The 12,404-nt window shown below is 72.1% G+C and carries 11 protein-coding genes; 4 read left to right on the top strand and 7 right to left on the bottom strand.

The features are described from left to right. Nucleotides 1-3: 3 nt before the first annotated feature. From AMETH_RS23850 to AMETH_RS23840, 3 genes are all read left to right on the top strand, one after another. The gene (locus AMETH_RS23850; RefSeq protein WP_017983683.1) at nt 4-816 is read left to right on the top strand and encodes an aldo/keto reductase; all 813 of its coding nucleotides are present in this window, start codon (nt 4-6) and stop codon (nt 814-816) included. 58 nt (nt 817-874) lie between these two features. Beyond that, on the top strand, nt 875-1,303 hold the full coding sequence (locus tag AMETH_RS23845; RefSeq protein ID WP_017983682.1) for a MarR family winged helix-turn-helix transcriptional regulator: 429 nt from the start codon (nt 875-877) through the stop codon (nt 1,301-1,303). A gap of 67 nt (nt 1,304-1,370) precedes the next feature. After that, a complete protein-coding gene (locus AMETH_RS23840; protein ID WP_223843249.1) occupies nt 1,371-2,150 on the top strand; it encodes an LLM class flavin-dependent oxidoreductase in 780 nt (259 codons plus the stop codon). Here AMETH_RS23840 and AMETH_RS23835 read toward each other — a convergent pair. From AMETH_RS23835 to AMETH_RS23820, 4 genes are all read right to left on the bottom strand, one after another. Then, complete coding sequence (locus AMETH_RS23835; RefSeq protein WP_267283494.1) at nt 2,147-2,791, bottom strand: alpha/beta fold hydrolase; 645 nt, start codon at nt 2,789-2,791, stop codon at nt 2,147-2,149. The genes AMETH_RS23840 and AMETH_RS23835 overlap by 4 nt on opposite strands. A gap of 103 nt (nt 2,792-2,894) precedes the next feature. Beyond that, nucleotides 2,895-4,073 carry a hypothetical protein gene (locus AMETH_RS23830; protein ID WP_223842925.1) on the bottom strand — a complete coding sequence of 393 codons (1,179 nt, stop codon included), beginning with the start codon at nt 4,071-4,073 and terminating at the stop codon, nt 2,895-2,897. 5 nt (nt 4,074-4,078) lie between these two features. Continuing rightward, complete coding sequence (locus AMETH_RS23825) at nt 4,079-4,957, bottom strand: nitrilase family protein (RefSeq protein ID WP_017983678.1); 879 nt, start codon at nt 4,955-4,957, stop codon at nt 4,079-4,081. A gap of 13 nt (nt 4,958-4,970) precedes the next feature. Continuing rightward, the gene (locus AMETH_RS23820) at nt 4,971-6,287 is read right to left on the bottom strand and encodes an amidase (RefSeq protein ID WP_017983677.1); all 1,317 of its coding nucleotides are present in this window, start codon (nt 6,285-6,287) and stop codon (nt 4,971-4,973) included. 131 nt (nt 6,288-6,418) lie between these two features. Here AMETH_RS23820 and AMETH_RS23815 point away from each other — a divergent pair, with 131 nt between their 5' ends. Further along, complete coding sequence (locus AMETH_RS23815) at nt 6,419-7,429, top strand: LacI family DNA-binding transcriptional regulator (RefSeq protein ID WP_017983676.1); 1,011 nt, start codon at nt 6,419-6,421, stop codon at nt 7,427-7,429. 37 nt (nt 7,430-7,466) lie between these two features. On the opposite strand, the gene AMETH_RS23810 is transcribed toward AMETH_RS23815, so the two are convergent. From AMETH_RS23810 to AMETH_RS23800, 3 genes are all read right to left on the bottom strand, one after another. Then, complete coding sequence (locus AMETH_RS23810) at nt 7,467-9,575, bottom strand: 3-hydroxyacyl-CoA dehydrogenase NAD-binding domain-containing protein (protein WP_017983675.1); 2,109 nt, start codon at nt 9,573-9,575, stop codon at nt 7,467-7,469. Then, nucleotides 9,572-10,762: a thiolase family protein gene (locus tag AMETH_RS23805; protein WP_017983674.1), complete on the bottom strand. Its 1,191-nt coding sequence runs from the start codon at nt 10,760-10,762 to the stop codon at nt 9,572-9,574. The genes AMETH_RS23810 and AMETH_RS23805 overlap by 4 nt, the downstream gene beginning before the upstream one ends. A 377-nt stretch (nt 10,763-11,139) precedes the next feature. Beyond that, nucleotides 11,140-12,363 (bottom strand): ribonuclease D, encoded by a 1,224-nt coding sequence (locus AMETH_RS23800; RefSeq protein ID WP_017983673.1) that lies wholly within the window; start codon nt 12,361-12,363, stop codon nt 11,140-11,142. Nucleotides 12,364-12,404 lie beyond the last annotated feature (41 nt).

Below are 12,404 nucleotides of genomic sequence, written 5' to 3'. Positions count from 1 at the left end.
GGCATGGTCCCTTCCATCCGGTTGAACAACGAGATCGAGCTGCCCGCACTCGGGTTCGGGGTGTACAAGCTGCCCGACGACGAGGTCGAGCGGGTGATGCACGTGGCGATGGAGGCGGGCTACCGCAGCTTCGACACGGCGACCCTCTACGGCAACGAGCGCGGCGTCGGCGCGGCGGTGCGGTCGTCCGGTCTGCCCCGCGAGGAGCTGTTCGTCACCACCAAACTGTGGAACACCGAGCACGGCTACGACCGGGCGCTGAAGGCGTTCGACGGCAGCCTGGAGCTGCTCGGGCTCGACTACGTGGACCTGTACCTGATCCACTGGCCGGTGCCGGGGCAGGACCGCTATGTCGAGACGTGGCGCGCGCTGGAGAAGATCCTCGCCGACGGCAGGGCCCGCGCGATCGGCGTGTCCAACTTCCAGATCCCGCACCTGGAGCGGCTGATGGCCGAGACCGAGGTCGTGCCCGCGGTCAACCAGGTCGAGCTGCACCCGGGCCTGCAGCAGGCGGCGCTGCGCGGCTTCCACGAGGAGCACGGCATCGTGACCGAGGCGTGGAGCCCGCTCGCCCGAGGCAGGCAGCTGGACCACGAGGTGATCACCACGATCGCCCGCAAGCACGGCAAGACCCCGGCGCAGGTGGTGCTGCGCTGGCACATCGAGATGGGGCACATGGTCATCCCGAAGTCGGCCACCCCGAGCCGCATCCGGGAGAACATCGACATCTTCGACTTCGAACTGGACTCCCACGACATCGCCGGGATGGCGACGCTGGAGGCGGGCGACCGCCACGGACCCCACCCAGACGCCTGAGGTAATTCGCACCACGAACTGTTAACCTGGTGGAATGCCCGCACAGGATGACGGCCGGATGGGGATCGTGACCGCGCTGGTGCGGTCCACGTTCCTGGTGAACGCGGTGTATTCCGAATCGGCCAGGGAGCACGGCATCACGATGCCGCAGGGGCAGCTGTTGTGCGTACTGATGGGGCGGCCCTACGGCATGACCGAGCTGGGCGCGGTGCTGCGGCTGGCGAAGTCGAGCCTCACCGGGCTGGTCGACCGCACCGAACGGAACGGCCTGGTGCGCCGTGAGCCGGATCCACGGGACACCCGGGCGGTTCTGGTCGCGCTCACGCCGGAGGGGAAGCGGCTGGCGGGGGAGTTCTACGCCGAGACCTGCCGCCGGATCGAACAGCTGCCTGCCGGCCTCGACGCCGCCGACCGGGACCGGCTCGCCGACCTGCTCGGCCGGGTCGTGACGGACAACGAGGTGCCCCCGGTCTTCCTGGACCGCTGACCGTTCCAGTTCGTACTACGAACCATTATAGTTCGCAGTGCGAACTGGAGGATTCTCATGACCGCACCTGACGCGGTTTTCGGATTCGGCGCTCACACCCGGGTTCCTGCTCGGCAACACCGAACGCATCGCGGGCTTCGCCAACGTCACCAACCTGCCGCTGCGGCCCCCGGCGATGCTGGCGAGGACGGTGACGACCCTGTCGGCGCTGTCCGGCGGCCGGGTCGTGCTCGGGATGGGCGCCGGCGGGCTGCCGGACCGGATCGCCGACATGGGCGGGTCGCGGTTCACCCCCGCCGAGGCGGTGGAGGCCTTCGAGGAGGTGATCCTGCTGGTCAAGAGCCTGGCCGGCCGCGGAGAGCCGGTGACCCACGAGGGGCGGCACTACCGGGTGCGCGACATCGAGCCCGCGCCGGTGGCCGCGCCGCCGGTGTGGACCGGATCGGTCGGGCGGAAGTCGCTCGCCGCGACCGGCCGCGTCGCCGACGGCTGGCTCCCCGGCCACGCGGCGGACTGGCTGAGCGAGCGGTACCGCACGTCGCGGCCGGTCGTCGACGGGGCGGCGGCCGCGGCGGGCCGCGACCCGCGCGAGGTCCGCACGATCCTGAACTTCCCCGGCCGGATCACGGACGCGCCGCTGGCGAAGACGCGGGACGAGAAGGGCCGCTGGATCGGCGGGTCCGTGGACCAGTGGGTCGAGGAGCTGACCTCGGGCGTCCTCGAACACGGGATGTCCGGCTTCATCCTGTTCCCACCGGGCCACGCCGCCCATGACGACGTGTCCTTCGGCCGCTGGGCCCGCGAGATCGTGCCCGCCGTCCGCGAGATCGTCGCCAAGGAGGGCTAGGGCCGGATCGCCGCCGCGAGGTGCTTCGCCAGCACCTCCGGCGCCTGGGCCTGGGGCAGCGCCCGCTCGAACGCCTCGAACGCCGTCCCGTACGGCTCGGCGCCCTCGTTCAGCTTGCCCAGCAGCAACGTGACCAGCACGTCGAGGTCGCGGTAGCGGTCGAAGGCCGGCTCGTGCGCGTTCAGCGCGGCGAGGTCGGCCGCGAGCGGATGGGCCAGCGGGCGCAGCACCGGCCGCACCGGGCTCTCCCGCAGCGCCGCCACGTACTCCGCGGAGAACCCCGACACGTCGCGGTTCACGATCTCCACCGCGCGGTCCAGATCGCCCTCGGCCGCACGCAACGGCTCCAGCGCGTGGACCCCGAACGGGCTCGACACCGGTTCGTAGGCCACGACCGACCGCAGGTCCCGCCGCTGCACAGCGGCCTCCAGCGCGATCAGCCCGCCGTAGCTCCAGTCGAACATTTCCACCTCGCCGCCGAGGGCGTCCAGCACGTGGTGCAGGTCGTCGATCTCGGTGCGCAGCGAGTACCCGTCGCCGAGCGGGCCGCTTGGCGCCCGGCCGCGCCGGTTCAGCACCACGACCGGGTTCGGCAGCGCGAGGGCGTCGACCACCGGCCGCCACGACGCGGCATCGGCCATCACGCCCGGCACCACGACCACCGGCGGCCCGTCGCCGTCGCGCCGCTCGGCGGTCCAGTCGTGCCGTCGCGGTGGAACCGCGGGATCTCCATCGGTTTTCCTTTCACAGAACGATGTCCAGCAGGGGAACGAGGACGCCGGTGCACACCGTCATCGCGAACGTGTTGCCCGCGCAGGGATGCACGCCGAGCGGGATGCGGCGGGACGCGAACGCGGCCAGCGGGGGAGCGGCCAGCGCCCCGAGCACCGCGCCGCTCAGCACGGCGGGCCACGTCGGCCCGTAGGTGAGCAGCACCGCGGGCGCGACGGACACGACCGGCACGAACGTCGGGTACCAGCCGTGCCGCGCCCACTGCCGCCGGTACACCAGCACGCCGAGCGTGGCGGTAAGCACCTGCGCGGTGAGCAGGGCGGGCAGCAGACCGCTGCCGTACACCGGGGTCAGCGGGTTGAGCAGGTAGGTCAGCACCGTGCCGGCGAGCAGTCCGAGCGAGGCGATCTCGTTGCCGTGGAAGGGAGCCTCGGTGAAGTCGGCGAGCACGCGGCGCACCACCCAGGCCGGCCCTTGCCGCGGCACGGTGCGCTCTGCCGCGGGCGGCGGGACCGGCCGCGGGAGCCACGGCAGGCGGCGGCACAGCGGGAACGCGATCAGCGCGCTGACCCACATCGCGGTCACCGAGCCCAGCACCGCGGGCTGCCCCAGCGGCACGCACACGAGGTTGACCAGCAGCAACGCGGCGGGCGTGGTCAGCGCGGCGCCGAGGACCGCACCCGTGACGGCGACCCGCCACCCCGCGCCGTAGGTGAGGACCACCATGGGCGGCACCGACACGAACGCCACGAAGGTCGGCTGCCACGCGCCGGTCGCGGGGATCATCCACCCCCAGGCCAGGTTGGACAGCAGCAGCCCGAGCAGGGCCGCGGCGGTGACCCACGGCCACAAGCCGCTGCCCCCGCTGACCGCGAACCCGGCCCAGCGGCGGCCCCGCCGCCACCCCGCGTGCGCGATCCAGCCACCGGCCAGCAGACCGAGGCCGCCGAGCGCGGACTTGTAGAACTGCGCCTCGGTGGTGTCGCCCAGCACCCAGCGCAGGAACTGCGGGATGTGGTGGTAGGCGTGCTCCTGCCACTCGTCGTACGCGGACAGGACGTGCGGCAGCGAACCGGTGACGCGGGCCAGCAGCAGGGCGAGACCCGCGGTGACCCCGAACAGCGCGGCGCCGGTCAGCCAGCGGCCGAGCGCGCCGGCGGGCTTCGTCGCCCGGCGGGTCGTGGTGAGCACCGGGATCACCGCGGGTAGGCCTGGCCGCCGCGGTATCCCAGCAGCGGATCGTAGAGGTCGGTGCGGCGGTCGCGCGGCAGGTCGTTGAGCTCGTTCCAGATCGCCGCGGACCGGGTGGCCATCAGGTCGAGTCCGCTGTAGACGATCGTGTCGCCCTCGGACGCGGCGACCTCGCTCGCGGGCCAGCCGTTGGTGCCGGTGATCAGCGAACACCCGAGGAACTTCGCGCCGCGCTCCTCGCCGGCCCGGTTCGCCGCGACGATCGGCACACCGTTGACGTGTGAAGCGGTCATGGTCAGGTAGGCGGCCATGCACCGGCCGGCGTCGTCGAACAGCGGTGGCGGCGTCCAGACCCAGTTGTTCACGCTGCAGATGACGTCCGCGCCCTGCACCGCGAGCAGGCGCGCGACCTCCGGAAACCAGATGTCCCAGCAGATCAGCAGGCCGATCCGGCCGATGCGGGTCTCGAACACCGGGAACCCGAGGTCGCCGGGGGTGAAGACGAGCTTTTCCCGGTGCCACAGGTGGGTTTTGCGGTAGTGCCCGATCAGGCCGTCCGGTCCGATGAGGACGGCCGTGTCGAACAGGCGCACCCCGTCGAGCTCGGTGATCCCGCCGACGAGGTGGATGCCGCGGCTGCGGGCGAGTTCGGTCCACGCCTGCACCGTCGGGCCGGTCAGCTCCTCGGCGTGCGCGTAGGCCTCCTCGCGCGTGTCGAAGGAGTAGCCGGTGTTGACCAGTTCGGGCAGCACGACCAGGTTCGCGCCCTGGTCGGCGGCCTCGGTGATCAGTTCGAGGGTCCGGTCGAGGTTCTTGTCCTTGTTCTCCAGCCCGACCTGGGGGTCGCACTGCACGGCAGCGGCGGTGATGGCGCTCGTCGACATTCGGCTGTTCCCTTCAGAGGTGTTCGGCGATCGTCAGGAGGTCGTGCTCGGAGCCGGGTGGGCCGACGAGCTGCAGTCCCACGGGCAGCTCGCCGGCGAGACCGGCGGGGACGGACAGGGCGGGCAGCCCGAGAACGCTCCACGGGCTGGTCAGCGACAGCAGCGCGGCCCGCACGTCGCCGACGTCGGAGGTGCGGTCGTCGATCGGCGGGGCGGGCAGCGGGGTCGTGGGCAGTGCGAGGATCCCGTGTTCCCGCAGCAGGTCCAGCACTTCGCCGCGGACCCGGTCGCGCAGTTCGCGGGCGCGGACGTACTCCCAGCCGCGGACTTCGCCACCGGCTCGGAGCCGGTCGCGGACCTCGTCGCCGAAGCGGTCAGGCCGATCGGTGAGCCGCTCCGCGTGCACGGCGTAGGCCTCGCTCCCCTGGATCGCCACGTACGCGGTACGCAGTGCTTCCGCTTGCGGGACAACGACTTCGTCGAGGCCACGCAGGTGCTCGCGAACCGTGGCGGTCACGTCTGGCGCGGTCGGGTGGATCGTGTCCGGTGGCAGCCAGGCGGCGCGGGGTGTGGTCCCGCGGTGTTCGGTTCCACTCATGATGGTCCACAGCAGACGCGCGTCCGCTGCCGTGCGGGCCAGCGGGCCGACGGTGTCGAGCGACGGCGCCAGCGGCAGGACGCCGTGTGTGCTCAGTGCGCCGTGCGTCGGTTTCAGACCGACGATCCCGCAGCACGCGGCGGGGATCCGGACGGAGCCGCCGGTGTCGGTGCCGAGGGCGAGCGGGACGACGCCCGCCGCGACCGCCGCCGCCGAGCCGCTGCTCGACCCGCCGGTCATCCGGTCCGGGTCGTACGGGTTGCGGGCCGGGCCGTTCGCGGCGCGGTCACCGGTCGGCCCGAACGCGATTTCGTGGGTGGCGGTCTTGCCGAGGACGATCGCCCCCGCCGTACGGAGCCGTCGCACGCAGTCGGCGTCCGCGGCGGCGACGTGGCCCGCGAACTGGCGAGAACCGGCCGTGGTCGGCAGCCCGCGCACGTCGATCACGTCCTTGACCGCGACCGGGACGCCGTGCAGCGGCCCGCGGTCCACGCCCGCCGCCAGCTCGCGCCCCGCCTGGTCGGCCGCGGCCCGGGCGCCGGCCTCGTCCACGGTGACGAACGCGTTGATCACCGGCTCCCACCGGGCGAGTTCGGCGAGCGCGGTCTCGACCAGGTCGCGTGGCGTGAGCCGTCCGGCGCGCAGGTCCGCGGCCAGGCCGGCTACCGGCCGGTGTGCGAACCACCCGGCGCCGGGTGGCGGGGAGAGCCTGGTCCCGAGGGATGACGACACGGTGTTCCTCTCCTTGCGCAAACGTTTGGGTCCGTGTTGCGTATGAACCCAAACGTTTGGGAAAATCGTTTGGGTAGTATCAAGGGGCCCGGGAGCCGCCGTCAAGGGGTGGCCGGGCGGAAGGCTGGGAAGTGGGTCGAGCGGAGCGCAAGCGGCCGGCCACGTTGCGGACCATCGCGCAGAGCGCCGGGGTCGATATCTCCACGGTGTCCCGCGTGCTCAACGGGTCACCGGAGGACGCCGCGCGCGCTGCCTCGCGGGAGACGGCCGACGCGATCCGGGAGTGGGCGGCCCGGCTGGACTACCGGCCCAACCCGCACGCGAAGAGCCTGCGCACCCAGCGCAGCAACCTCGTCGGGGTGCTGGTGCCGCGACTGTCCGACGTCGTCCTCGCCACGATCTACGAGGGCATCGAGGACGCGGCGGCGGGACACGGGCTGGCGACGTTCGTGATGAACAGCCACGACCGGCCCGCCGAGCAGCGGGCGCGCACCGAACTGGCGCTGTCGCGCCGCGTGGACGGCCTCATCCTGGGCGACGCGCACCACGACGGGGAGTTCACCGGGGAGCTGGCCGAGCGGCGCGTGCCGTTCGTGCTGGTCAGCCGCCACGCGGGCGAGCACCCGTCGGTCACCTGCGACGACTACCTCGGCGGCAGGCTGGTGGCGGAGCACTTCCTGGAACTGGGGCACCGGCGGGCCGGGGTGATCGCCGGGGAGCCGTTCGCGAGCACCGGCATCGACCGGACGGCCGGGTTCGCCGACCGGTACCGCGCGGAGGGGCTCGAGGTTGCGACCGTCCACTCGGGATTCGACACCGCGGGCGGCCACCGGGCGGCCGAGCGGCTGCTGACCGAAACCGGCCCGACGGCCATCTTCGCGGTCAACGACTTCGCGGCGATCGGCGCGCTCGGCGCGGTGCGGGACGCCGGCCTGCGCCCCGGGATCGACGTCGCCGTGGCGGGTTTCAACGACACCCCGCTGGCCGCCGAGCTGCCGGTCCCGCTGACCAGCGTCCGTTCCCCGATGCACGAGATGGGGCGGCGCGCGCTCGAACTGCTGATCACCGTCCTCAACGGACAGTCGCCGGAGTCGGAACGCCTGGCGCCGGAGCTGTTCGTCCGGGCGTCCACCGCGCGCTGACGGCCCCCTCGCGTGAGGGGGCCGTCAGGTCACGCTGTCAGGCCGGCACCGAGGCCACACCCGGGGCCAGGAACGGCTTGCCGGTCACCTTCTGCGAAACGCCGGTCCGGTCCAGGTACGGCGTGATGCCGCCGAGCCAGAACGGCCAGCCCGCGCCGAGGATCAGGCACAGGTCGATGTCCTGCGCCTCCGCGACCACGCCTTCGTCGAGCATGATCCGGATCTCCTGGGCGATCGCGGCGAGCGCCCGCTCGCGCAGCTGCTCCGCGGTCGAGGGCTGGTCACCATGCTGCCACAGCGCCGCGACCTCCGGGTCGACGCTCGGGTTGCCCTTGTCGTCCCACTGCCACACCGCGGTCTTGCCGGACGCGACGAACTTCTTGAGGTTCTCGCTGATCGGGAACCGGTCCGGGAACGCGCCGTGCAGCGTCTCGCCCACGTGCAGGGCGATCGCCGGGCCGACCAGCTGCATCAGCGTCAGCGGCGACATCGGCAGGCCAAGCGGCTCCAGCGCGCGGTCGGCCACGTCGAACGGGGTACCCTCGTCGACCGCGGTCAGCACCTCGCCGAGGAAGCGCAGCAGCAGCCGGTTCACCACGAACGCCGGGGCATCCTTGACCAGCACGCTGGACTTCTTCAGCTGCTTGCCGACCGCGAACGCCGTCGCCAGCGCCGCGTCGTCGGTCTTCTCGCCGCGCACGATCTCCAGCAGCGGCAGCACGGCCACCGGGTTGAAGAAGTGGAACCCGACGACCCGCTCCGGGTGCCGCAGCTTGGAGGCCATCTCCGACACCGACAGCGACGAGGTGTTCGTCGCCAGGATCGCCTCGGGCTTGACGTAGTTCTCCAGGTCGCCGAAGACCTGCTGCTTGACGCCCATCTCCTCGAACACGGCCTCGATCACGAAGTCCGCGTCCGCGAAGGCGGCCTTGTCCAGCGAGCCGCTGACCAGCGCCTTGAGCCGGTTCGCCTCGTCCGGCGAAATCCGCTTCTTGCCGAGCAGCTTGTCGATCTCACCGTGCACATAGGACACGCCCTTGTCGATGCGCGCCTGGTCCACGTCGGTCAGCACGACCGGGACCTTCAGACGCCGCACGAATAGCAGCGCCAGCTGGCTCGCCATCAGACCCGCGCCGACCACGCCGACCTTGGTCACCTTGCGCGCCAGCGACTTGTCCGGCGCTCCTGCCGGGCGCTTGGCCCGCTTGTTGACCAGGTTGAACGAGTACAACCCGGCGCGCAGCGTGTCGTCCATCAGCAGCTGCGCCAGCGCCTGCGTCTCGGCCGCGTAGCCTGCGTCGAGGTCGTTCGCGCGGGCGAGTTCGAGCAGCTCGACCGCCTTGGTCGCGCCCGGCGACGCGCCCCTGGTCTTGCCGTCCACGATGGCCTTGGCGCGGGCGATCGCCGCGTCCCAGCCCGCGCCGCGGTCGATCTCCTTGCGCTGCGGGGTGACCTGGCCGTTGACGACCTTGGCCAGCCACAGCAGGGACTGCTCCAGGAAGTCCGCGCTGCCCAGCAGCTTGTCCACGATGCCCAGCTGCGCGGCCTGCGCCGGCTTGAGCATCTTGTTCTGGTTCAGCGCGTTCTCGATGATCACGGTGACCGCGGCGTCCGGCCCGATCAGGTTCGGCAGCAGCTGCGTGCCACCCCAGCCGGGGAACAGGCCGAGGAACACCTCGGGGAACGAGATCGCCGCGGCGGACTCCGACAGCGTGCGGTAGTGGCAGGACAGGGCCAGTTCGAGCCCGCCGCCCATGACCGCGCCGTTGACGAACGCGAAGGTCGGGATCGACGAGTCGGTCAGGCGGCGGAACACCGCGTGGCCGGTCTCGGCGATCTCGTGCGCCAGGCTCGGGTCGCTGATCGCCTCGACGCCGGACAGGTCCGCGCCGACGGCGAAGATGAACGGCTTGCCGGTGACCGCGATGGCGGCCGGCTCCGCCGCGAACGCTTCGTCCAGCGCGGCGTTCAGGCTCACCAGGCCTTGCGGGCCGAACGTGGACGGGCGGGTGTGGTCGTGCCCGTTGTCCAATGTGATCAGCGCGACCTGCTTGTCCAGGCCGGGGACCCGGATCAGGCGCGTGGTGGCGCGGGTGACCACCTCGTCCGGGAAGGCGGCCTTGGCCTGCTCAACCGTGAACGTCACTTGTCACTCCCGTCGTAGGCAGGGTTCTCCCAGAGCACGGTGCCGCCCATGCCGAGGCCGATGCACATCGTGGTGATGCCGTAGCGGACCTCGGGGTGCTCGGCGAACTGGCGGGACAGCTGGGTCATCAGCCGCACGCCGGAGGAGGCCAGCGGGTGGCCGCATGCGATCGCGCCGCCCCACGGGTTGACGCGCGGGTCGGTCTGCTCGATGCCGAAGTGGTCCAGGAAGGCCAGGACCTGCACGGCGAACGCCTCGTTGATCTCGAACAGGCCGATGTCGTCGATGGACAGGCCGGTCCGCTTGAGGAGCTTGTCGGTGGCGGGCACCGGGCCGACGCCCATGACCTCGGGGTCGACGCCGGCGAAGGAGTAGCCGACCATCCGCATCGCGACGGGCAGGCCCAGCTCGCGGGCGGTCTCCTCGTCGGCGAGGATCGCGCCGGTCGCGCCGTCGTTCAGGCCCGCGGCGTTGCCCGCGGTGACCCGGCCGTGCGGGCGGAACGGGGTCTTCAGGTTGGCCAGGGTCTCGACCGTGGTGCCCGGGCGCGGCGGCTCGTCCTCGGTGGCCAGGCCCCAGCCCAGCTCGGAGCGGATCGCGACCGGGACGAGCTCGGGGCCGATCTTGCCGGCCTTGACGGCGTCGGCGTAGCGCTCCTGGCTCTGCGCGGCGTACTCGTCCGCGCGGCGCTTGGTGATCGCCGGAAAGCGGTCGTGCAGGTTCTCCGCGGTCTGGCCCATGACGAGCGCGGACGGGTCGACGAGCTTGTCGGCGACGATGCGCGGGTTGGGGTCGACCCCTTCGCCCATCGGGTGGCGGCCCATGTGCTCGACACCGCCCGCGATGGCGATGTCGTAGGCGCCGAAGCCGATCCCGCCCGCGACCGTGGTGACCGCGGTCATCGCGCCGGCGCACATGCGGTCGATCGCGTAGCCCGGAACGGACCGCGGCAGGCCGGCCAGGAGGGCGGCCGTGCGGCCGATCGTCAGACCCTGGTCGCCGGTCTGGGTCGTGGCGGCGATGGCGACGTCGTCCACCCGCTCCGGCGGCAGTTCCGGATGGCGGCGCAGCAGTTCGCGGATGACCTTGACCACGAGGTCGTCGGCCCTGGTGTTGGCGTAGATGCCCTTGTCACCCGCCTTGCCGAACGGGGTGCGGACCCCCTCGACGAAGGCCACGGTGCGCACCGCCCGCGCGGTCGGCGCAAGGGGGGTTGCAGCCACGATGTGCTCCCTCTGTCAGCTCTGGGACCGCCGGTTACCCGGCGGTAATGACGCCACTCTAGCCCCGGTTACCGATGGGTAACCAGTGTGGTGGGTAGGACCACCTTTTCGAGCGGCGCAAGCCGATCTCTGAACACAAGCGAAGCTGGGTGGTCATCCCGGAGCCTGCCCGTCCGGCGAGGACATCGTTTGATCTTTGGAGCCGCGCTGTCGCGCGGAAACAGCGCCTCACGACCAAAGATCGGCTGTGGATCGGGGGCGGGGGAGGTCTGGTTGGGGTAGTCGGCGTGCCTTCGTTGCCGGCTTCCGGTTTGGCGGTGGTCGGCAGAAAAGCCGCCTGCTCAGGCAGTCGCTTGCAGTGCCTCGACCAGCACCGGCGCCGTCAGCTCCACCTGCCACGGGCGTGCGCCGCCCGCGGCCAGCGCTGCCGAGACAGCCTCGAGGGTCCTGTCCTGGGGCGGGCGCCAGCAGGTGCGGCGCAACAGGTCCGGCAGCAGCAGGTTCTCCACCGGCAGCTGGTGGTGCTCGGCGATCTTCGCCAACCCGGCACGGGCCGCGGCCAGGCGGGCCGCCGCGTCGGGGTCCTTGTCCGCCCATCGGTTCGCCGGGGGAGGGCCGTCGTTCGGTTGTGCCGGGTTCGGCAGCTGATCGCGCGGCAGTTGGCGTGCCGCCTGGAGGTGGCGGAACCAGTTGCCCGTGTAGCGCCGCTGCACGCGGCCACCGAAGACCGGCAGCGCCTGCAGCTCGGCCACGGACTTCGGCTCCGCCAGCACCGCGTTCACGATCGCGCTGTCGGGCAGCACCCGGCTCGGCGCGCGATCACGCTTGCGGGCCAGCTCGTCGCGGGCCTCCCAGAGCGCGCGCACCGCCGCCAGGCCTCGCGCGGTGCGGACCTTGTGGATCCCCGACGTGCGCCGCCACGGCTCGCTCCTCGGCGGGGGCTGCGGGGCGGTCCGCACGGCCTCGAACTCCTGGCGCGCCCAGTCCAGCTTGCCCTGGGCGTCCAGCTCGGCCTCGAGCTTCTCCCGCAGCGGGATCAGCAGCTCGACGTCCAGCGCCGCGTAGTTGAGCCAGTCCACCGGCAGCGGCCGTTTCGACCAGTCGGCCGCGCTGTGCCCCTTCTCCAGGTGGTAGCCCAGCAGCTTCTCCACCAGGGTGCCCAGCGCCACCCGCTCGTAGCCGGCCAGCCGCCCGGCCAGCTCGGTGTCGAACAGGCTGCCCGGAACCAGGTCCAGCTCGGCCAGGCACGGCAAGTCCTGCGAGGCGGCGTGCAGCACCCACTCCTCGCCGTTCAGCACGTCCTGCAACGGCCCCAGCCTGCCCGCCAGGGCAATGGGGTCCACCAGGACCGTGCCGGAGCCCTCCCGGCGCAACTGCACCAGGTAGGCCTTGGGCCAGTAGCGGTAGCCGGACGCGCGCTCGGTGTCCACCGCGATCGCGCCCGTGCCCGCCGCCCGCCGTTCGCAGGCGCGCGCCAGCGCCGGCTCGTCCGCCACCACGTCCGGCGTTCCGTCGGCCGGCTCCTTGAGCGTGACCGGGACGTCCGGTTCGCTGGTATCAGGCACTTGATCTGCGGTTTCCACGTCGGTCAACCCTACGGGACGGG

The organism is Amycolatopsis methanolica 239 (assembly GCF_000739085.1).
Lineage (GTDB): Bacteria > Actinomycetota > Actinomycetes > Mycobacteriales > Pseudonocardiaceae > Amycolatopsis_E > Amycolatopsis_E methanolica.
This window is presented reverse-complemented; position numbering and strand designations above follow the sequence as displayed.

Coding starts and splice junctions, on each gene's coding strand:
- AMETH_RS23850 (WP_017983683.1), top strand. CDS start 4: ATGGTCCCTTCCATCCGGTTGAACAACGAGATCGAGCTGCCCGCACTC.
- AMETH_RS23845 (WP_017983682.1), top strand. CDS start 875: ATGGGGATCGTGACCGCGCTGGTGCGGTCCACGTTCCTGGTGAACGCG.
- AMETH_RS23835 (WP_267283494.1), bottom strand. CDS start 2,791: ATGGCCGATGCCGCGTCGTGGCGGCCGGTGGTCGACGCCCTCGCGCTG.
- AMETH_RS23825 (WP_017983678.1), bottom strand. CDS start 4,957: ATGTCGACGAGCGCCATCACCGCCGCTGCCGTGCAGTGCGACCCCCAG.